At 40.2% G+C, this 20,340-nt stretch carries 20 protein-coding genes; 10 read left to right on the top strand and 10 right to left on the bottom strand.

Annotated elements, in window-relative coordinates; all coding sequences use genetic code 11:
* The first annotated feature begins 182 nt into the window (after window positions 1-182).
* The 5 genes from clpX to FC093_RS22815 all read left to right on the top strand — a co-directional run bounded on the left by clpX (window position 183) and on the right by FC093_RS22815 (window position 5,031).
* Complete coding sequence (clpX, locus tag FC093_RS22830) at window positions 183-1,424, top strand: ATP-dependent Clp protease ATP-binding subunit ClpX (protein ID WP_137264136.1); 1,242 nt, start codon at window positions 183-185, stop codon at window positions 1,422-1,424.
* Between the two features lie 78 nt (window positions 1,425-1,502).
* Window positions 1,503-1,649 carry a hypothetical protein gene (locus FC093_RS23920; protein WP_170971199.1) on the top strand — a complete coding sequence of 49 codons (147 nt, stop codon included), beginning with the start codon at window positions 1,503-1,505 and terminating at the stop codon, window positions 1,647-1,649.
* A 173-nt stretch (window positions 1,650-1,822) separates the two neighbouring features.
* Window positions 1,823-2,620, top strand: a complete 798-nt coding sequence (locus FC093_RS22825; RefSeq protein WP_137264135.1) for an undecaprenyl-diphosphate phosphatase — start codon at window positions 1,823-1,825, stop codon at window positions 2,618-2,620.
* Window positions 2,621-2,852: 232 nt separating this feature from the next.
* Window positions 2,853-4,154, top strand: a complete 1,302-nt coding sequence (locus FC093_RS22820; protein ID WP_137264134.1) for an MFS transporter — start codon at window positions 2,853-2,855, stop codon at window positions 4,152-4,154.
* Entirely contained in the window at window positions 4,135-5,031 is an 897-nt protein-coding gene (locus FC093_RS22815; RefSeq protein ID WP_137264133.1) for an MBL fold metallo-hydrolase, read from the top strand. Before FC093_RS22820 ends, FC093_RS22815 begins: the two co-directional genes overlap by 20 nt.
* Before the next feature lie 122 nt (window positions 5,032-5,153).
* On the opposite strand, the gene FC093_RS22810 is transcribed toward FC093_RS22815, so the two are convergent.
* From FC093_RS22810 to FC093_RS22790, 5 genes are all read right to left on the bottom strand, one after another.
* Entirely contained in the window at window positions 5,154-6,554 is a 1,401-nt protein-coding gene (locus FC093_RS22810; protein WP_137264132.1) for a LutB/LldF family L-lactate oxidation iron-sulfur protein, read from the bottom strand.
* Between the two features lie 36 nt (window positions 6,555-6,590).
* Window positions 6,591-7,172 carry a DUF3109 family protein gene (locus tag FC093_RS22805; protein WP_137264131.1) on the bottom strand — a complete coding sequence of 194 codons (582 nt, stop codon included), beginning with the start codon at window positions 7,170-7,172 and terminating at the stop codon, window positions 6,591-6,593.
* A gap of 384 nt (window positions 7,173-7,556) precedes the next feature.
* Window positions 7,557-9,110 (bottom strand): Rne/Rng family ribonuclease, encoded by a 1,554-nt coding sequence (locus FC093_RS22800; RefSeq protein WP_137264130.1) that lies wholly within the window; start codon window positions 9,108-9,110, stop codon window positions 7,557-7,559.
* Between the two features lie 386 nt (window positions 9,111-9,496).
* The gene (locus FC093_RS22795; RefSeq protein WP_137264129.1) at window positions 9,497-10,354 is read right to left on the bottom strand and encodes a tetratricopeptide repeat protein; all 858 of its coding nucleotides are present in this window, start codon (window positions 10,352-10,354) and stop codon (window positions 9,497-9,499) included.
* Between the two features lie 35 nt (window positions 10,355-10,389).
* Window positions 10,390-10,686: an HU family DNA-binding protein gene (locus tag FC093_RS22790; RefSeq protein ID WP_137264128.1), complete on the bottom strand. Its 297-nt coding sequence runs from the start codon at window positions 10,684-10,686 to the stop codon at window positions 10,390-10,392.
* A gap of 125 nt (window positions 10,687-10,811) precedes the next feature.
* On the opposite strand from FC093_RS22790, the gene mutY reads away from it, so the two are divergent.
* The 4 genes from mutY to gldD all read left to right on the top strand — a co-directional run bounded on the left by mutY (window position 10,812) and on the right by gldD (window position 14,652).
* The gene (gene mutY, locus FC093_RS22785; RefSeq protein WP_137264127.1) at window positions 10,812-11,888 is read left to right on the top strand and encodes an A/G-specific adenine glycosylase; all 1,077 of its coding nucleotides are present in this window, start codon (window positions 10,812-10,814) and stop codon (window positions 11,886-11,888) included.
* Window positions 11,889-12,090: 202 nt separating this feature from the next.
* The gene (locus FC093_RS22780; RefSeq protein ID WP_137264126.1) at window positions 12,091-12,546 is read left to right on the top strand and encodes a single-stranded DNA-binding protein; all 456 of its coding nucleotides are present in this window, start codon (window positions 12,091-12,093) and stop codon (window positions 12,544-12,546) included.
* A 112-nt stretch (window positions 12,547-12,658) separates the two neighbouring features.
* Window positions 12,659-13,969, top strand: a complete 1,311-nt coding sequence (gldE, locus tag FC093_RS22775; RefSeq protein ID WP_137264125.1) for a gliding motility-associated protein GldE — start codon at window positions 12,659-12,661, stop codon at window positions 13,967-13,969.
* A 47-nt stretch (window positions 13,970-14,016) separates the two neighbouring features.
* On the top strand, window positions 14,017-14,652 hold the full coding sequence (gldD, locus tag FC093_RS22770) for a gliding motility lipoprotein GldD (protein WP_240743421.1): 636 nt from the start codon (window positions 14,017-14,019) through the stop codon (window positions 14,650-14,652).
* Between the two features lie 62 nt (window positions 14,653-14,714).
* Here gldD and FC093_RS22765 read toward each other — a convergent pair whose 3' ends face one another.
* The 3 genes from FC093_RS22765 to FC093_RS22755 form a co-directional block, all read right to left on the bottom strand.
* Complete coding sequence (locus tag FC093_RS22765; protein ID WP_137264124.1) at window positions 14,715-15,509, bottom strand: glycoside hydrolase family 25 protein; 795 nt, start codon at window positions 15,507-15,509, stop codon at window positions 14,715-14,717.
* Between the two features lie 15 nt (window positions 15,510-15,524).
* Window positions 15,525-17,468: a M1 family aminopeptidase gene (locus FC093_RS22760; RefSeq protein WP_137264123.1), complete on the bottom strand. Its 1,944-nt coding sequence runs from the start codon at window positions 17,466-17,468 to the stop codon at window positions 15,525-15,527.
* A gap of 85 nt (window positions 17,469-17,553) precedes the next feature.
* Window positions 17,554-18,309 carry a geranylgeranylglyceryl/heptaprenylglyceryl phosphate synthase gene (locus tag FC093_RS22755; protein ID WP_137264122.1) on the bottom strand — a complete coding sequence of 252 codons (756 nt, stop codon included), beginning with the start codon at window positions 18,307-18,309 and terminating at the stop codon, window positions 17,554-17,556.
* A 338-nt stretch (window positions 18,310-18,647) separates the two neighbouring features.
* On the opposite strand from FC093_RS22755, the gene FC093_RS22750 reads away from it, so the two are divergent.
* Window positions 18,648-19,157 (top strand): VOC family protein, encoded by a 510-nt coding sequence (locus tag FC093_RS22750; RefSeq protein ID WP_137264121.1) that lies wholly within the window; start codon window positions 18,648-18,650, stop codon window positions 19,155-19,157.
* 56 nt (window positions 19,158-19,213) lie between these two features.
* Here FC093_RS22750 and FC093_RS22745 read toward each other — a convergent pair whose 3' ends face one another.
* Both FC093_RS22745 and FC093_RS22740 read right to left on the bottom strand, forming a co-directional pair.
* On the bottom strand, window positions 19,214-19,744 hold the full coding sequence (locus FC093_RS22745) for a DinB family protein (protein ID WP_137264120.1): 531 nt from the start codon (window positions 19,742-19,744) through the stop codon (window positions 19,214-19,216).
* A gap of 107 nt (window positions 19,745-19,851) precedes the next feature.
* Complete coding sequence (locus tag FC093_RS22740) at window positions 19,852-20,220, bottom strand: RNA 2'-phosphotransferase (RefSeq protein ID WP_137264119.1); 369 nt, start codon at window positions 20,218-20,220, stop codon at window positions 19,852-19,854.
* Window positions 20,221-20,340: the final 120 nt, after the last annotated feature.

Below are 20,340 nucleotides of genomic sequence, written 5' to 3'. Positions count from 1 at the left end.
TGAAACCGCTTAAAAAGAGCGGTTTCATTATTTTTGTACATAAACAATTTTATTGCGGGTGGCCACACCGGTTTTTACTCGTATATTCAGTAAGATACTTTCTCCCTTGCCCTTCTTTCCCAAAAAGTGAATAAGGGCTATACAGGCGATAAAATTGTAAAAAGAAAAGTTTAAGAAATTATATGGCTAAAAATCAGCATCGTTTGACCTGTTCCTTTTGCGGTCGTCCGCGCGAAGAAGTGAACATTTTAATTGCAGGTCAAAACGGCGAACATATTTGCGACGATTGTGTAGAGCATGCGCAAAATATTATTGCCGAAGAAAATAACAATCGCGAGCAGGCTCGTAAGGCAGGTTATAAATTTGCTATCCGCAAACCTTCGGAAATAAAGGCTTTTTTGGATCAATATGTGGTAGGGCAGGATGAAGCAAAGAAAATATTGAGCGTAGCAGTGTATAACCACTACAAGCGCATTACCCAAAAAAAGAAAGATGATGATGTGGAAATTGAAAAAAGCAACATCATCATGGTGGGTGAAACCGGCACCGGCAAGACGTTGCTGGCAAAAACCATAGCACGGCAGTTAAATGTACCTTTTGCTATTGTGGATGCCACCGTATTTACGGAAGCCGGTTATGTGGGCGAAGATGTGGAAAGTATGCTCACGCGCCTGTTGCAAGCCTGCAACTACGATGTACAAGCCGCCGAGAGAGGCATTGTATATATAGATGAAATAGATAAGGTTGCGCGCAAGAACGATAATCCTTCCATTACACGCGATGTGAGCGGCGAAGGTGTGCAGCAAGGCTTGCTTAAAATTTTGGAAGGCACCGAGGTATTAGTGCCACCGCAAGGCGGCAGAAAACACCCGGAACAAAAGATGGTGAAAATGAATACGCAAAACATCTTGTTCATTGCCGGTGGTGCTTTTGATGGCGTGGACAAAATCATTGCACGGCGTGTAAACACCAATGCGATTGGCTTTGGTGTAAATAAAGAATTGCAGGAAATGCAGAAGAAAAACATGCTGCAATTTGTAAATGCCACAGACCTCAAGAGTTTTGGGTTGATACCGGAACTGTTAGGGCGTTTGCCGGTAATTACGCACCTGGACCCATTGGACCGGGAAACACTCCGTGCGATATTGATTGAGCCAAAAAACAGTCTGGTAAAGCAATATAATCGCCTGTTTGAGATGGAAAATATTACGCTGGAGATTGATGATGAAGTGCTGGATTTTATGGTGCAAAAAGCACTGGAATTTAAGCTGGGTGCAAGAGGTTTGCGTAGTATATGCGAGCATATATTAACAGATGCCATGTTTGAATTGCCGGGCAGTGATGTAAAGACTTTCCATGTAACGCTCGATTATGCAACACGGCAGTTTGACAAGAGTAAAATGAACTTGCTGAAAGTGGCATAGTTTATTGGTAATGGTTAATTGGGGTATTTGTATAAACGTAATTGAATTTATTAATAAAAGAAACAAAACATCAAACCTATGAACGACTTAATAGCACGCTTAACGGCAGAGGCAAACCTTACGCCGGAACAAGCACAAAAAGCGGTAGAAGTGATTGCCAACTATGTAAAAGAGCAATTCCCGATGATTGGCGGTGCAGTGGATCAGATTTTTAAATCGAAATAATCAGCTTTCGAAAGAGGCTTTGTTTACGCCCGGTGATTTGCATAAAAGTCACCGGGCGTATTTTTAATATTACCTTAAACCTCTTCCATTTATTAGTACTGTTGGCGTTGCTGTTGTAAATTCTGTTTTCTTTGCAGCGGCTAAAAAATTTGCTTATTCTAATTAACTGTTTCATGAATTATTTTCAGTCCATCATTATTTCTATTATTGAAGGTCTTACTGAGTTTCTGCCCATATCCAGTACCGCACACATGCGCTTTGCTAATCCGATGATTGGCGTAAGTCCGTCGCCATTTGTAGATATGTTTGAAGTGGTGATACAGTTGGCTGCCATCTTATCAGTTGTAGTTATTTATTACAAGAAGTTCTTCGATTTCAGCAAATCTGTTTTTTATGTAAAACTTATCATTGCAGTAATACCGGCTTTGATATTTGGTGCTATTTTAAAAAGTCATATTGATGAGGTATTAAACAATGTAACTTTTATTGCATGGGTCATGCTGCTTGGTGGTGTTATACTCTTATTTATTGATAAAATGTTTACCAGGAATCTTATTGACGATGACCGGGAAATCACTATTAAGCGGGCTTTTGTAATTGGTGGTTTTCAGGTGTTAGCGATTGTATTTCCGGGCTTGAGCCGCAGTGCAGCCACTATTATTGGCGGTATGAGTCAAAAACTAACGCGGCGTGTAGCTGCTGAGTTTTCTTTCTTTTTGGCAGTACCAACCATGTTTGCCGCCAGTGTAAAAAGCTTTTGGGATGTGTATAAAGACCATCCCGAAGTGCTGAATAAAGACAGCTATGCCGTGCTGGGCGTTGGTGCTGTTGTATCGTTTATTGTAGCCTTATTGGCAGTTAAGTTTTTCATCAGTTACCTGCAAAAGCACGGCTTCAAAGCATTCGGCGTGTACCGCATTATTTTAGGTATTGTTATGCTGGTGCTGATATATACGGGTTATATAAAATAACGTAACATTATAGCACACGGGTAACACGGATTTCTTTGGATAAGGATTGTACTGGTAGAATACGCTGATGAATCTGATTCATTCACTTAATAGTTTCTTTCTCATCCGTAAGCTATCCAATTCGCACAATTCGTGTAATTCGCATTTGAATCATTAGTGTATTAAAATCCATGTTTTAGTCCGTGTCGTCGGTGTCCCATTATACTTATCTTTATTTCGCAAATCCCTTTACATGCAAACAGCAGCCAAAAAGATTGTCAATGGTTGGGCTATGTACGACTGGGCAAACAGTACCTACAGCCTCGTTATTACTTCTACCATTTTCCCGGCATATTACACTGCCATTGCACCCAGGCAGGTAGCACTGTTTGGAAGAACCTTCGATCGGGATGCACTGGCTTCTTACACCATCTCGTTTTCATTTCTCATCATTGCTTTTCTGTCGCCTATACTATCTTCCATTGCAGATTATAAAGGCAATAAGAAAAGCTTTATGAAGTTCTTTTGCTACTTAGGTTCATTGGCTTGTTGTTTACTGGTATTTTTTACAAAAGATAACATTGGTATTGGATTATTTTTATCCATAACTGCCACTATTGGTTATTGCGGAAGTATTGTTTTTTATAATGCCTATTTGCCCGAAATAGCAGCGGAAGAAGACCAGGACCGCGTGAGCGCCAAAGGCTTTGCAATGGGCTATATGGGTAGTGTAGTATTAATGATACTCTGTCTCACTGCTATTATTGTCAACGATCAGATGAACCTTGGCTGGGGCGCCTGGCCGTCACGAATTTCTTTCTTATGCGTAGGGCTGTGGTGGGCTGGTTTTGCACAAATTACTTTCAACGTGTTGCCACCTTCCAAAGCGTCGGCACAACGCCCCGAACACAGCATCTTTGTAAATGGTTTTTATGAGCTGAAAAAAGTATGGAATCAATTAACACATTATCCTACTTTGAAGCGATTTTTGAGAAGCTTTTTCTTTTATAACATGGGCGTGCAAACCGTTATGTACATGGCCACTTATTTTGCCGCCGATGAAATAAAGATGCAGCCCACGCAAATGATCGTTACCATATTAATCATTCAGCTTGTGGCAATTTTTGGTGCTTACCTGTTCTCCTTACTTTCTAAAAAAACTAATAATATTTTTGCACTATCCGTGCTCATTGTATGCTGGATAGGCATTTGCATATTTGCTTTTTTTACGCAAACGCCCACCGATTTTTACATACTTTCATTTTGTGTAGGCATGGTGATGGGCGGCATACAATCCATGTCAAGGTCAACGTATTCGAAGCTGTTGCCCGAAACAAAAGATACAGCTTCTTACTTTAGTTTTTACGATGTATGCGATAAAATTGGCACCGTTATCGGTACGCTTTCTTTTGGTTATGTTGCCGAGCTATCTGATGGTATGCGCAACTCGGTACTTGCATTGATGACTTATTTTATTATTGGTTTTATACTGCTGATGTTTGTACGTACAAAGAAATATAAATCTGCTCCAGTTCATGAAGTTATATACAATTAACACCGGTTTTTTCAAGCTCGATGGTGGTGCTATGTTTGGTGTAGTGCCAAAAACCATTTGGAATAAACTGAATCCTGCCGATGATAATAATTTGTGCACCTGGGCAATGCGTTGCTTGTTGATTGAGGATGAAGAAAGATTGATATTGGTAGATACGGGCATTGGTAATAAGCAAAGTGAAAAGTTTTTCAGCCACTATTACTTACATGGCGATGATACACTAAAAAAATCATTAGCAGCGCACGGCTTTAGTAAAGAGGATATCACAGATGTATTTTTAACGCACTTACATTTTGACCATTGTGGTGGCGCCATAGAAAGAGTGGGAGACAAGCTGTTACCAGCTTTTAAGAATGCTACTTATTGGAGTAATAAAAAGCATTGGCAATGGGCTACAGAGCCGAATGCGCGAGAAAAAGCTTCTTTTTTGAAAGATAATTTTTTACCTATACAGGAAAGCGGGCAATTGAAGTTTATACAAGAGCCAGAACAATCAGAAAATAAAAGAGAAGGGTGGTCTTCCTATGGTCTTTTAAGAACATTAGGCTCCTATTTTAATAATAATATTTTTATTCGGTTTGCCAACGGCCACACCGAAGCCATGATGCTTCCGGTTATCAATTACAATGGCAAGACAATTGTGTATATGGCAGATTTACTACCTTCCACTGCGCATATTCCGCTGCCTTATGTAATGGCTTACGATATGTTTCCGTTGACTACTCTACAGGAAAAAGAAGGCTTCTTAAACGAAGCTTTACGAAACAATTATGTTCTTTACTTCGAACATGACCCGCATATTGAGTGTTGCACTTTAGAGCAAACAGAGAAAGGCATCAGAGTAAAAAATACTTTCCAACTGAGCGAGATTAGTTAAGCGCATTTATTGCAAAGACGCTAAGGAATACAAAAGCGCTACATGCTCAACACATATAGCGCTTTTTATTTACAATAAATATTTTCATCTCCGTGCCTAAACGGTTACAAAAAATCTTTGTGTTAGGCTGTGCCCTTTGTGCCTCTGTGGTTTAAACGCTTTTCCTTCCACATTTGATTAAATGTTTTATCGCTAAAACGCAAGTCGGCTCTATGTTGTGTCCAGCTTTTAAACACGCGGTTGATAAAGGCATTTTTTAATTTACCATTACCCAAATTCATCATCCGGCGGTTAAGGCTGGCTATTTTCCACAGCTTCCAGGAGAAGCTTTCTGCTTTGGTGCTGTCACCTTCATCCACGGCTTCGTGCCGGTTTTCAAGCAATAGCTCATGCAGGTTAATGCGCACCGGACACACTTCGGTACAATTGCCGCAAAGCGAAGAAGCATAGCTTAAATGCTTATACTCATTCATGCCTTTTAAATGCGGGGTAATTACGCTGCCGATTGGCCCACTATATGTAGTGCCATACGTATGTCCGCCGATATTTTTATACACAGGGCAAGCATTCAGGCAGGCACCACAACGGATACAGTACAAGGCTTCGCGGGTTTTAGCGTTAGCCAATAAATTGGTACGACCATTATCCAATAAGATCACATACATTTCTTCCGGGCCGTCTGTTTCATCTGCTTGCCGCGGGCCAGCAATAATGGTGTTATAAGTTGTAACTTTTTGTCCGGTTCCAAAAGTTGATAAAAGCGGCCAGAAAAGCGCTAAATCATTAATAGAGGGAATTACCTTTTCGATGCCTACAATTACAATATGTGTTTTTGGCCAGGCACAACTCAATCTTGCATTGCCTTCATTTTCCGTTATGGCAACGCCACCAATATCGGAGATAATAAAGTTGGCGCCGGTTACACCTATTTCGGCTTTTGTGTATTTTTCACGCAATTGCTGTCTTGCAAAAAGCGTCAATTGTTCGGGGGTAAGCGTGGGCAGCGTACCAAATTTATCGGCAAACAACCTGGCAATTTCTTCCTTGTTTTTGTGCATTGCCGGCGTTACAATATGATAGGGTGGCTCTTCATCCAACTGCTGAATATATTCGCCCAAATCTGTTTCTACGCTTTCAATCCCAATGCTTTCCAGGTATTTATTAAGGTGGATTTCTTCCGTTACCATACTCTTGCTTTTCACCAGCGTTTTGCACCCTTTTGCCTTGCAAATGGCTTCTATTTCTTTTAGCGCCTGCTCGCCGGTCTCTGCCCATATTACTTTAGCCCCACGTGCCGTTATATGTTGTTCAAATCGTTCTAAACTTTTATCCAACGATTCAATTGCAAGCCATTTTCTGTTTTTTGCACGCTCACGTGCCAGCATCAACTGGTCAAACTGTTGCTTGCCGCCGGGCACTGCAGCATTGTAGCGCCCGATATTGAAATTAATAGTGCGACGGTGCGTCAGGTCTGGCGCTTTAATGGTGCTTTTGGCAATAAAAGTGGCAGCGGTATCAGTCATAAAAATTTGTCTAAAAGCTAAATAATAAATATTAAATTACTTCTTTACTACCTCCGCACTTGCAGCGAGCGCTTCATAAAACTCTTCACCATACTTGCGGATGATAGCTTCCTTTAAAAATATATATACGGGCACTTTCAATTGCTTGCCCAACTTACAGGCAGCTTTGCACAAGTCTTGCCGTGGTTCGTAATTCACGTATTCCAAATCTTCATCTTGCTGGCTTTTTTGTATTCTAATAGGAAACAAATGGCAACTGATTGGCTTTTTCCATTTCAATTTACCATCGTAATAAGCCTGCTCAATGCCGCATTTAATGATACCTTTTTCGTCGCGGATGCCATAAGCGCAAATGCCGCTGTTTACGGTAGGCGTTACCCAGCCAAACTCGGTATCGTAAATGTATTTACCCTGTTTTTCAATGGCTTTAATGCCTTCAGGTGTAAGGTATGGTTTAATGACTTCGTAATTGCTAATGAGCTCGTTTAACTCTTCTATTTCAAGCGGGGCACCGGCATCGCCATCTTCGCAGCAGCCGCCTTTGCACTTGTTGAGGTCGCATACAAACTGTGCCTCCAGCACGGAATCACTAATCAGTTTGTTGTCTATTGCTATCAAGGGAATATGTATTTGTACAAAGATATTTAAATGCAAACGGATGACGTGGAATTTGGGAAAATCTTAAAAGCAGAAGGCTAAAAGACTCCGGATCTTACTATGGCCCGGAGCTTTTTAGCATCAAACGAGCTAATCTAAAAAAACGCTTTTATCACATAGATACAATACAAACATTGGTTTTTACATAGCATTTCTAAATATTTTATATAGATTTAATATGATAACTGTGATACAGAAATAGTGATAAGTAATTGCTGATTATTTAAGGTTATAAGTGACGGACATTTTGCTGGTGACATTTGTCATTACACCACCACTTATTATTAATAAAACACAAAAGGCTGCCGCAATTGCGGCAGCCCTTTATTTATAGCTTTCTTCTTCTTATAGCTTAATTTCTTCGTCGTTGCTGTCAAAAAAATGATATTCGGTAAAGTAGTAATCGTTGTTTTTCTTAACAATAATATTGGTTTTGTACTTACGCTTCCATTTTGCCTGAATGGAATTGAAAAACCAGCCTTTGGTAAGATGCGAGTACAAAATAGGATGCACCATCAGCGTAAGGTTTTTGTGCTGATGCGTAACGAGGTAATGGATACGTTTTTCTATTTCATCTACCAACAAAACAGAAGGGGTGGTTTTGCCGGTGCCATTGCAACAAGGGCAAATCTCCGAAGTGTTGATGTTTACTTCGGGGCGCATACGCTGGCGCGTTATCTGCATCAATCCAAACTTGGAAATGGGCAGCACCGCATGTTTGGCACGGTCGGGGCGCATAAATTCTTCCATGGCATCCTGTACTCGTTTTTTATTTTCAGGATGCTTCATATCAATAAAATCCACCACGATAATGCCGCCAATGTCCCGCAGGCGTAACTGGCGTGCTATTTCTTCTGCCGCTTCCAGGTTCGTTTGCAGTGCATTTTCTTCCTGGTTGTTGCTTACACTTTTGTAGCCGCTGTTTACATCTATTACGTGCAGTGCTTCGGTATGTTCTACAATAAGATAAGCACCGCTGGGCAGGTTGACTGTTTTGCCAAATGAAGATTTGATTTGTTTTGTTACGCCATATTGGTCGTAAATGGGAATACCATTATTATAAAAGCTTACTATCTCTGCTTTATCGGGTGCAAATTTTTGAATGTAATTGCGGGTATCATTGTAAATATTTTTGTCGTTGGTAACGATGCGGTTGAAATCTTCATTCAACAAATCGCGCAAAATGCTCGTGGTTTTATCCTGCTCACTCAATATTTTGCAAGGTGCAACCGCACTGCGTAAGTTTTTCTGAATATTTTTCCAGGTTTCTACCAGCATCAGAATATCCTCATGCAAGTCGGCGGCATTTTTACCTTCGGCGGCCGTGCGTACAATCACGCCAAAGTTTCTGGGCTTAATGGATTCTACAATTTTTTGCAGCCTTTTTCTTTCTTCGGAAGAATGAATTTTTTTGGAAACAGCAACTACATCGTTAAATGGCGTAACTACAATATATCTTCCCGGCAACGAAATTTCGCAACTAAGGCGCGGACCTTTGGCGGCAATAGGTTCCTTTAAAATTTGTACCAGCACATTGGGTTTGCCGCTAAGCACTTCGTTGATTTTGCCGGTTTTTACAATCTCTGGTTCTATCTGAAACTTTGTAAAATCAAAGCCTTCTTCGCTTTTATCGCCAATAGCCTGCTGGGTAAACTTAAGAATAGAGCGGGCATATGGGCTTAAATCGGTGTAATGCAAAAAAGCGTCTTTTTCAAATCCTACATCTATAAAAGCGGCATTTAAGCCGGGGATTAGTTTTTTTACCTTACCAAGGTATAAATCGCCTACGGCAAAACTGGCATCCGACTTTTCGTTATGTAGCTCTACCAGTTTTTTATCTTCGAGCAAGGCAATTTCAACACCCGTGGGTGCAGCATTAATAATTAAATCTTTATTCACAAAATGGGCAACTTTAAAAATTTGATAGGTTAATAGTAAAAAGCTCTGAAAACAGGTAATTTATGTGGTAATGACAGATATGGACAGGTGTGTCAAATATAAGACACAACAAAATATTCCACACAATTCTGCTGCTTTAAGATATTGATAAGGAGAAGGTAAAGTTGCGTACAGAAACAGAAGGAATAAAAAGAAAGTGCCGGAAAAAATAAAAGTATCTATTCCGGCACTTCACTAAAGTATGTACCGAAAAACTACTTGTTTTTCTTCTTATGACGATTTTTTCTTAATCTTTTTTTACGCTTGTGAGTTGCAATCTTATGACGTTTTCTTTTTTTACCGCAAGGCATAGTATAAATGCGTTTTGTTGTTTAATAAAGTTATTGTTATTGTAAAGTTTTTATACGTTCTTCTATCGCTTGTTTGGCTTCGGGTATTCCTATTTTTTGTGCAGCTATCTTGTACCATTTTACAGCGTTGGCTTTGTTATTAACCCTTTCGTAAGCCTCGGCTAAGTATAAAACAGCTTCCATGTTATCGGGCTGTTTATTTGCCACTACCAAAAAATGTTCAATTGCCTTATCATATTGCCCGCTGCGCATACCGCCAATACCCAGCATCATTTGTCCGTACAGGTTATCGGGATTTTTTTCTACAACTTCCCTGATAGCCAATATGCCTTGCATTGGATTGGGTGCAATATTGCCAAATAAATAGCAGGCACCAATGCCAATTTTAGCAGAATCATTAGCCGGATTTAGTTCTAAACTCTTTTCAAACAGCGACTTAGCGTTTGTTGCCAGCCAGTTTTGACGGGCAGGATTATCCTCCTGCATCAGACCATCTAACAACAAACGGGCTGCAAAGGTGAGCTTTTTTTCAGAATTTTCCAACTTTGCTGCTTCGCCGGTGTAATAGGCACCCAAAATATGCTGCTGCAAAGTGTCGTCCCAAAAGGAAGCTAACTGGTTATATACTTTTATTTGCTGGTCTTTTACATCGCCGCGTACCACGCTGTTTTCAAGCTGAGTAATACGGCTGGACTGTTCGGGAGAGAGTTTTGACTTGGCTTGCGCCACTACTTCGGCGGTGGTCATAGCAGGCATGGCATCGCCGGCCGCAGCACGTGCAGTAGCAGCAGGCTGTGCCGGCGCTTTCTTTGACGGAATGGTATTGCCAAAAAAGAAAAGTCCTGTAAATAAAATAAGGCCACCCGAAAGGAGCAGGTATTGTTGTTTTTTCACGTTGTAAAAAATGCAATTTTAATTGGCCGGCAAAGTTACTTATTTACCTTGGCATGCATCTCTTTTACTTCGCTAATAAATTCTTTAGATGGTTTGAAGGCCGGAATGTAGTGCTCAGGAATTTCTACGGCTACATTCTTTTTGATGTTGCGGCCTATCTTGGCAGCACGCTTTTTGGTAATAAAGCTGCCAAAGCCACGTATATATATGTTTTCGCCCTTAGCTAAACTTTCTTTGATTTCCTTCAACATAGTTTCAAGGGATACCAGTACATCTACTTTTGCTATACCGGTTTTGTCTGAGATGTTTGTGATAAGGTCCGACTTTCTCATGGATTGTTTTTAATAATAAAAATGATTAAGTACACAGTTATTACAGTTCTTTGCCCCAATCACAAAAAAACATAATCGTGTTTTTTTATTAATTGAAAAGCAATTCTAATCAATAGGTTAACTGAATGAAGCAACAGCAATTTACTTGCCAATTAATGGATTGGCATAAAAGAGAAAATGAACGTATTTTGCCATGGAAGGGAGAGCAAGACCCTTATAAAATATGGTTGAGCGAGGTAATATTGCAACAAACCAGGGCTGAACAGGGGCTGCCATATTATCAGGCGTTCATACAAAAATATCCAACTATTGAAGATTTGGCACAAGCGCCTGATTCAGAAGTATTTAAGTTGTGGGAAGGATTAGGGTATTATTCAAGGTGTAAGAACCTGCTTCATACAGCGCGCTATATTGTAAATGAACTGGGCGGCAAATTTCCTGTTGCGTATGAAGCAATTCTATCATTAAAAGGCATCGGCCCCTATACTGCAGCCGCCATCAGTGCCTTTGCTTATAATTTGCCCCATGCGGTAGTAGATGGTAATGTTTTTCGTGTGTTGGCACGCTGTTTTGGTATTTACGCACCTGTGGATGCTACCGAAAGCAGGAAAATATTTACCGCATTAGCTAATGGCCTGCTTGATAAAGAACAGCCTGCTTTATATAACCAGGCCATTATGGACTTTGGGGCTACCATTTGTAAGCCGGTCAATCCGCTATGTAGCCAATGTCCACAACAAAATCTCTGCGAAGCATACTTAAATGGTACAATTAATGAACTGCCGGTAAAGGAAAAAAAAATGGCAAAAAAGATGCGCTGGTTCACTTATTTCATTTTTACTGTTGACGACAAAACGCTTGTACACCAGCGCATTGCAAAAGATATTTGGCAAAACCTGTATGAATTTTACCTGGTAGAAACAGATGCCAACTCTAACTGGGACAATGAAAAAATAAATGAATACCTGCAAAACCAGTTTAGTATAAAAGATTTTTATATTAAATATATTTCACCTTTCTTATCGCAACAGCTTACACACCAAACTATTAAGGCGCAGTTTATTAGTGTGCAGTTGCCTCATATTCCACCTATGTTACAGCATTACGAATGGATGAATAAACAACAAATGGAACAATTAGCTTTTCCCAAAATCATCAATGAATACCGGCAAAGCGAAAGCTTTCCGGCAATGCTGTTTTAAGTGAGGATATTAAAAGAGCGGTAAAAGCCAGAGCCTTAAACCAGGTAAAAAATTGCTTTCTACTTACAACGTGTTAAGAATTATAGTGTAATAATTCCTGTTTACAAGCAATCTGTTGTAAAAAAGAACTAATGTTTTTTAGTATTGTTATAAAATAGTTTACTTTTAAATAGCCAATTATTCCTTCAAATAAAAATATCTTATGAGAGGCGTAAACAGAGTGATGCTAATAGGCAACTTAGGCAAAGATCCAGACATACAGTTTCTTGAGGGTAATATAGGAGTTGCAAAATTTCCGCTGGCAACCACCGAAACGTATAAAGACAGAGGTGGCAAAACAGTATCGCAAACCGAATGGCACACCGTAGTGCTGTGGCGCGGACTGGCAGAGCTGGCGCAAAAATACCTGCACAAAGGCAGCCTTATTTATGTAGAAGGCAGGCTGCACACCCGAACCTGGGAAGACCGGGAGGGCAACAAAAAATTTGCCACCGAGGTAATTGGAGACAACCTTATAATGCTGGAAAAGCGCGGCGGCGAGTTTGGCAACAACAGTAGCAATACGCACTACCGGCAACCCAATGCAGATGAGCCAGAACGCTTCGATGATGAATCTATGCCGCCACTGAACGACATGCATGAGGGCCTGCCATTTTGAGGTTGATGATTAGTGTTTGCAAAATTGCTGCCGTACGGCTACTATTATATGGAGAGGATAAGCTAATATTGTAAAAACAAACGCCGATTTAAAGTTGCAACCTTCCCCACTTATGCCCCACGCAGCTTTTTTGCTGCAGGCAAATGATATAAATACGCAAAGTATTACAGTCCTTATCATTTTGCTGCTCCTTTTGCTGGTGATTTCGTTTGCCCTTTCGGGTGCTCAAACTGCCTTTTTCTCGCTTACCTACAAAGACATTAACCTGCTGAAGACCAAACAACAGCAAGCGTATAAGCGGGTGATAGATCTGTTGGAAAACCCAAAAATTCTACATGCCTCGCTCTTGATAGCCAACACTGCCATCAACATCATTATTGTAATTGTGGCTAATTTAATTATCAGCAATTTTTTGCATGTAGCACCCGTAGGCGATTTTGTGGTAAAAGTGCTGGTGATTGCAGCCTTAATTATTCTTTGCTGCGAGGTATTGCCAAAAATGTATGCCACGCAAAATAATATACGCTTTGCCAAAGATTTTGGTTTTCTTATCGAAGCCTCTTATCTCGTGTGCAATCATATGGGTGCATGGCTGGTGCGCAACTCGGAACTGATTGAGAAGAAGCTCAACTACAACAAAAGCAATAATTTTTCGAGCGAGGAAATGTCTCATGCCATTGATATTACTTACCCAGACGGCAAAGAGGAAGAAAAAGATATTCTTTTGGGGGTACTAAAATTTGGTAATATTACCGTAAAGCAAATTATGCGCACGCGCCTCGACATAAGTGGCATTGAGTATAATACACCTTTCAGCCAACTGGTACAACAAATAGAGGAACTACACTATAGCCGCCTGCCTATATATAAAGGAAACCTGGATAATATGGTGGGCGTATTAAATACCAAAGATCTACTGCCTTATATAGACCAGCCCGAAAATTTCGACTGGCACACGCTGATGCGTACACCTTATTTTGTGCACGAGCACAAGCTGATTGAAGAATTGTTGAAAGAATTTCAATCGCGCCATATACATTTTGCAATTGTAGTAGATGAGTTTGGCGGCACCAGTGGTATTGCCACACTCGAAGATATTATGGAGGAAGTAATTGGTGATATCCGGGACGAGTTTGATGAAGAAGAGCTGGGGTTTAAAAAACTGGATGAAAACAACTATATTTTTGATGGCAAAATAATGATAAATGATGTATGCAAGATTATGCAATTGCCCGAAAATACATTTGATAAAGTAAAAGGTTACAGCGATTCGCTGGCTGGTTTGGTGCTGGAAATTGCGGGTTTTATTCCGCAGGTAGACCAGGAAGTTTCCAGCGGCGATTTCAGTTTTACAGTACTGGAATTGGAAAAAAACCGTTTACAAAAAATTAAAATTTCCATCCAGCCGCATCCGGCGCAATAGCTCGTTGCAAGTGTTGCGTTTAGCAGGTATTGATTAAGTATTCACAAATGTCTGATTATAAGAAGCGTTCATTCTTTTCTCTTGCTCAACCCTTTTTCGGGGTGCAAAAAGGATTGTTTTTATTAATGATTATATTGCTGTTTGCTGCCTGCAACAGCCCTTACATTCCCAAGCAGGAAGGTTATTTTGAGATTCCTTTGCCCGAAAAAAAATATGTGCAGTTTGATAAAGCGTCTTACCCGTACACTTTCGAGTATCCGGCTTATGCACGTATTATAAAAGACACCACTTTTTTTGATAGTATTCCAAAAGATTCATTTTGGATAAACATTGATTTTCCTCAATTTGATGCGCGCATTTATATGAGCTATAAAAATATTGGAAAATACAAGCTGGAGCAATTGGTTGATGATGCGTATAAAATGACGGGTAAGCATACGGTAAAGGCATCGGGCATTGAGGATTCGTTAATTCATCCTGCCGAGAACGTAGCGGGTATTTTCTTTAAGGTAGAAGGTGATGTAGCTACTGCCAACCAGTTTTTCGTAACCGATTCTACACATAATTTTTTACGTGGCGCACTCTATTTTGACGCTACACCTAATGAAGATTCGCTACGGCCAGTGCATGATTTTTTGGTAAAAGACATGAAGCACTTAATCAATACTTTCCGCTGGAAGTGATAGTTTTTTAGATCACGATGTCGCCTGATTGCACTGACGATGCTTCTAAAAGTTTGTATACATTATGGCTGTATTAATAGCTCCTCAAATGCAGCAGAATCACCATTAAACACATTAAAGTCGGTGTTGGATAAAATACCATTCACCCTTCCGCCTTCATTGAACTGCCAGAAGATCCATTCACGCTTGATCCGTGGTCTTTCTTTTTGCAGGTAATGCGCAATCCAAAGGGGATAATTATCAAATTCTTCTCCTAAATACCGCTCATAAAAATCTACATACGAATAAATGATAGGTTTTGCATTATAATGTGTTTCTATCATATTCAAGAAGAGCTTCAGTTCGGCACGCATCATAGCTGGCTTAGTGCCATGCAGTTGTTCAATATCTACTACAGGTGGTAAATCGCCCGGTTCCAGTTTTACGGTTTTTATAAAATTCAATGCCTGATCTGCACCGCTTTTGTTGGCTAAATAATAATGATAAGCACCGCGCGACAAGTGCATTTTTTTGCAGCTTTTCCAGTTGCGTTTAAAGTAAGGATCCACCATCTTTACGCCTTCCGTAGCTTTCATAAAAGCAAAGTGGAAGCGTATATCTTTTATCTGCATATCCCGCACGGCACGCCACGAAATAGCACCCTGATGCCTGCTTACATCAATGCCATGCAACGTATAACCTACGGGCACGTCTATGCCAAAGCCATCATAGTGTACAAATTGTAATTTATCCTGCTGGTTATTACTCCAAAAATCGAAAATACTATAACAAAAATAGGCTGCCAGAATAAGCACGATAACATACAATAGCTGCCTGCGCCTTTTCCTTTTTTTATTCTTACTTTTTTTGCTTTGCATGAATAAGCACGCAACTTAATATTTAATAAATTTTGCTGTTGTTATTTTTCCATCATTGTTAGTTACATTCAGGAAATACATGCCCGCGCTAAGTTTTACAATGGATATAGCAAAGGAGGCATTTTCATCAAGCGCCACGGTTCGCTGCATTACCTGTATGCCGGCTGTATTATATACCTGCACTTGTAAATTTCGTATTTCATCGCTGTTAGTACGCACATGCAATATGTTTTTTGCAGGGTTGGGATATAATACTAACGTTAATGGCGCCGCCGCAGGTAAGCTGTTTACATGCGTGGCGGTATTGTTGTAAGTAACTAAATATTGTGTTGGATCAATTAAAACAGTATCAGGCACGAAGTTTAAAGGCAATGTAAAACGTTGATTGTTTTTGTTTACATCAATGGTGAGGGTTTGCTCTTGGGTTGTATTTTTAAAACGGAGGTCTAATGGCAATTTGAAGAAAGATACTGAAGTATCTGATGTTGTTTGGTTGATGATGACTTCTATATTACCATCATTATAAGACCAGGTTACATGTACCGAAGGAAAGCCTTTACCATAAAACCATTGATTGAAAAAATAGCTCAAATCTTCACCACTTGCTTTCTCCAAATTATGCTGCAGGTCGGCAGTACGTGCAAAGCCATATTGCAAAGCCGTATCATTCTGATATAAACGCAAGCCATTAAAAAACGCAGCATCGCCCAAGGTATGGCGCAACATACGTAATAAAAATGCACCTTTTTTATAACTCAGATCATTATCAAAAATTCTATCTACACTTGTTGTATCCTCTACCCACACAGAGCCATGCGGCGCACGTAATATGTTAGACAAATCTTCGGCAACAACAGCCGGCAGGTGTTCGGGACGAAAATGTTCAGTATAAAATAGATCTGCCATCCACGTGGCAAAGCCCTCATTAAGCCATATATCCTGCCAGCTTGCACAGGTTATTTTATCGCCGAACCATTGGTGCCCCAGTTCATGCGCCATCAGGTATTCATCAGCGTTGGTAATAAAGGAATTGGTTTGATGTTCCATACCGCCACCCCACGAAAATTGCGTTTGTCCATAGCGTTCTTTCATAAAAGGATATGGACCAAAGTGCTGGTCGAACAACTGCAAGGCATTGTATAAAGGCTGAATATTATTTTGAAAATAATTGACCGCTTCGGGATAAACAGTGGTAGTAACCGGCAAAGTGCCCGTTTGTAAGCTCAGGTCTTTGCTAAATTGAGTGTAATTGGTAATTGCAATACCTATCAGGTAAGTAGCTATTGGATAACGATGCTTAAAATATGTAATTTTTCTATCGTCATGAGTAACTGTGCTTACCAACGTGCCATTTGCCGATGCAGTATATGCAGATGGATGGATGATGTAAATATCAATACTATCTGCCTTATCATCCAGCCCGTTGCGACAAGGCCACCAGTCTCTTGCACCGTAAGGTTCGCTTAAAGTCCATAGGACAGGAACACCGCTATGTTTTGTTTGTGAAAATGCACCAAAGCCATTTTCAGGCGGCATACCATGGTAGTAAATAGTTAGCGAATCTTTACTGCCCACATCCAACGAAGTTCCCAGACTGATAGCAACTGTTTTATTTACATTTTGTAAATAAGCAACTGGTATATTTCTAAATAAAACACTATCAACAATCAAGTTATTATCGAGGTCATAAACCAACTCATTGCCTGCCACTGTTATAGTAAAATAACTTGTAACCGAGCCGCTGATATACCGCACAGCAGGATCAATATTCCAGTGTAAACAGTAGTAATAAACATGGAAATTGTTGGAAGCTGATGTAAAACTGCCGGGCGGATCGAGGCGGTGTTCGTAGCCTCTTTTTTCAAGCTGTGCAACAGGGGGCAGGTTAGGCGCTTTATTTTGAGCATGTGTTATTGCACAATGTATCAGCATAACTATCATAACTGCAAGCCGTTTCATACAATGCTGATTGATAAGTTTTATTGATATTGAATAATAAAGTAACAGTTTGTTTATAAGTAAACGGGATGAAGCTAATCTTTATTTACATCACCATTGAAACCGAATGTATGGCGTCGCTCATTTCCTTAATAAGCGAAATATCTTTTTCTATAGCATTGCCCACCACAATCACATCTGCACCTGCCTTGCAATTGTTGTATGCTTTTTCGGGTGCTACAATGCCACCGCCAACAATTAGCGGCACTTCTATATGCTGTGCAACTTTTTCAATCATCGTTTCTGTAATGGCACGCCGTGCACCGCTGCCTGCGTCCATATAAATGAGCTTCATGCCCAGCATTTCGCCGGCCATTGCCGTACACATAGCAATTTCATTTTTATCGGCCGGAATAGGCGATGCATTCGAGATATACGAAACCGTAGTAGGAGCGCCGCCATCAATTACCATATAGCCGGTAGGCATTATTTCCAGGCCGCTCTGCCGTACTACGGGCGCACTTATTACATGCTGCCCGATCAGCAGCTCTGCGTTGCGGCCGGATATAAGCGAAAGGTATAACAACGCATCGGCGTATTTGCTCAACTGCGAGGGGGAACCGGGAAAAAGAATCACCGGTATATCGCTGCCGGTTTTTATTTGCTGTATGCACGTATCCAGGTTGTTAGCAATAACCAGGCTGCCACCTACAAAAAAATAATCCACACCGGCATCTGTACCTAATGCTATTAGTTGTTCTGTTTTTGCAGTATCCACCTTGTCAGGGTCTATCAGCACTGCAAAAGATTTGCGTCCTTGTTTTTTCCTATCTGTAAATTGTTGATATAGCTGGTGCTTCATACCAATGGTTAAGAGTGAATGTATGCAAAAATGCAGAAAGTTTTTCTATCTGCCGTATTTTACGTTCATTCGGATATCAAATAGTGGGGATAATAAAATATACGCCAATAAAATATTGCAAGTTGCCTTCCAGATTTTATTGTTTGAAGCGCTAAGCATAAAGTTACAAATTTGTTTGCCCAAAGGCTGCATTGCAAGCTTAGGTCTCCTAAAAAATTTTATCAAATTTTAAATCAACGCTTTTATCGTTGCGCAAAATACCTGTTATTAGTCGCTTTTACACCCTTGTTTTTGCTGATTACCAAATAAGTTTGTGATCATTATTAAAACATAATTTTATGCAAATTGAACAACACAACCGGCAAAAAATCACGCCCTTTCTTTGGTTTGATAATCAGGCTGAAGAAGCAGTAAACTTTTATACTTCGGTATTTAAAAACAGTAAGATTAATGCCATAAGCCGGTATGCCGATGAAGGCCCCGGACCAAAAGGAACGGTGATGGTAGCTACTTTTCACATTGAAGGACAGGAATTTATGGCATTGAATGGCGGGCCGCAATTTAAGTTTACACCTGCTGTTTCGTTTATGGTGCATTGCGATACACAGGAAGAAATAGACGAATTGTGGGAGAAATTAACCAGTAATGGTGGGCAGGAAGTGGAATGCGGCTGGCTTACGGATAAGTATGGATTGAGCTGGCAAATCGTTCCGGAGATTTTTGGTAAAATGATGCAAGACAAAGACGCTGCAAAGACAAAGCGCGTAATGCAGGCGATGATGCAAATGAAGAAAATGAATATTCAAAAACTGGAAGAAGCATACGCCGGTAAAGTGGCTGCTTCTTAACATATAAGCCATCTGCACAACACCTTACATGCTGTACAGATGGCATGTTATCGGTATTATTTCACCCCTTTTTCGTCGTCCCACCAGCCTTTCATTTTGCGGATATACAAGATTTGCCCGGTATGATACGCATTATGCGTGCCTATGTGATATAAAGTGGAATACCAGGACTTTAATTTATTTTCATCGGCAGCCATTACTGCATTTTCTATTTCGGTAAGTACACTATCTAATTTTTGCACTGTTTGCGGCCATGTAGTTTCGGTTACACCACTAAACGTTTCATTGTTATTGCCATCGAAGGCAGCAGGCTTTTCGCCTTTAAACTTAGCCAGTATTTGCTCATTCCAAAAGATAAGATGAGTGGTTAGCTGGGCAATAGAATGGTTCACGGTACTATCTTTCCACATGGCTTGTGTTGCCGTTAACCCCGCAATTGCCGAGTCTGCCGGAACAAACCAATCCTTTACATTGTGTGTGGTTTTTAGTTGTTCTAATAAAATGCTTTTTAAACTAACAGCAGTATCTTTTTGTGCATGCGCTACACCAATGCAGCTTGCAAAAACAGCAATAAGCAAATATTTCATAAACAGTTGGTTTAATTAAATAAATAGTGGTGATGAGAAGATAAAACTATAGCGGCAGCATGAAGGTTTTTAGAAAAATACATGAACGGAAATATGGTATGATGTTCTTATTCATCCAATAGCTTTATATATTGTACAGGCACATTAGCTGTAAGCCACACATTATTTTCTGAAAGATAAAACGTAAAGCCATCCTGCTGCATTTGTTGTGCTGCTACAATAAATACTTTTGGCATGCCATGTCGCTTGCCTATTGAGAAGGCCGTTGGTATGTCTATACTTAAATGCACATGCTGGCGGGTTCTTTTTTGTAATCCGGATTGTAAAATAGAGGCTACTGCTTTTTTGCCGGTACCGTGATATAAATATTGCGGCGGAACCTTTTCTTTTAGCTGCAAATCAACATGGATGGAATGTCCCTGGCTGGCTCTTATTTTACTTTTATCTTCATTAAAAGCGAAACGTTGTTTATTAATGAACTACCTCGCAGCAAGCTGACGAGGTATCAAAACAGCCTTAGCTGCTGTTGGTGAATCCTTTTATATTCTTTTTCGGCTCCCTGCGCTTTGACATAGTGCTGAATGGTATTTTCATCT

Source organism: Ilyomonas limi, from assembly GCF_005233845.1.
Classification (GTDB): Bacteria; Bacteroidota; Bacteroidia; order Chitinophagales; family Chitinophagaceae; genus Ilyomonas; species Ilyomonas limi.
The sequence above is the reverse complement of the archived record's forward strand: the minus strand, read 5'-3'. Positions and strand labels throughout refer to the sequence as shown.

Bases quoted from the DNA above. Each gene is read 5' to 3' on its own strand.
- FC093_RS22745 (WP_137264120.1), bottom strand. From the start codon at position 19,744: ATGAAATATTTGCTTATTGCTGTTTTTGCAAGCTGCATTGGTGTAGCG.
- FC093_RS22760 (WP_137264123.1), bottom strand. From the start codon at position 17,468: ATGAAACGGCTTGCAGTTATGATAGTTATGCTGATACATTGTGCAATA.
- FC093_RS22825 (WP_137264135.1), top strand. From the start codon at position 1,823: ATGAATTATTTTCAGTCCATCATTATTTCTATTATTGAAGGTCTTACT.
- FC093_RS22750 (WP_137264121.1), top strand. From the start codon at position 18,648: ATGCAAATTGAACAACACAACCGGCAAAAAATCACGCCCTTTCTTTGG.
- gldD (WP_240743421.1), top strand. From the start codon at position 14,017: ATGTCTGATTATAAGAAGCGTTCATTCTTTTCTCTTGCTCAACCCTTT.
- mutY (WP_137264127.1), top strand. From the start codon at position 10,812: ATGAAGCAACAGCAATTTACTTGCCAATTAATGGATTGGCATAAAAGA.
- FC093_RS23920 (WP_170971199.1), top strand. From the start codon at position 1,503: ATGAACGACTTAATAGCACGCTTAACGGCAGAGGCAAACCTTACGCCG.
- FC093_RS22790 (WP_137264128.1), bottom strand. From the start codon at position 10,686: ATGAGAAAGTCGGACCTTATCACAAACATCTCAGACAAAACCGGTATA.
- FC093_RS22765 (WP_137264124.1), bottom strand. From the start codon at position 15,509: ATGCAAAGCAAAAAAAGTAAGAATAAAAAAAGGAAAAGGCGCAGGCAG.
- FC093_RS22755 (WP_137264122.1), bottom strand. From the start codon at position 18,309: ATGAAGCACCAGCTATATCAACAATTTACAGATAGGAAAAAACAAGGA.
- clpX (WP_137264136.1), top strand. From the start codon at position 183: ATGGCTAAAAATCAGCATCGTTTGACCTGTTCCTTTTGCGGTCGTCCG.
- FC093_RS22810 (WP_137264132.1), bottom strand. From the start codon at position 6,554: ATGACTGATACCGCTGCCACTTTTATTGCCAAAAGCACCATTAAAGCG.
- FC093_RS22820 (WP_137264134.1), top strand. From the start codon at position 2,853: ATGCAAACAGCAGCCAAAAAGATTGTCAATGGTTGGGCTATGTACGAC.
- FC093_RS22815 (WP_137264133.1), top strand. From the start codon at position 4,135: ATGAAGTTATATACAATTAACACCGGTTTTTTCAAGCTCGATGGTGGT.
- gldE (WP_137264125.1), top strand. From the start codon at position 12,659: ATGCCCCACGCAGCTTTTTTGCTGCAGGCAAATGATATAAATACGCAA.
- FC093_RS22780 (WP_137264126.1), top strand. From the start codon at position 12,091: ATGAGAGGCGTAAACAGAGTGATGCTAATAGGCAACTTAGGCAAAGAT.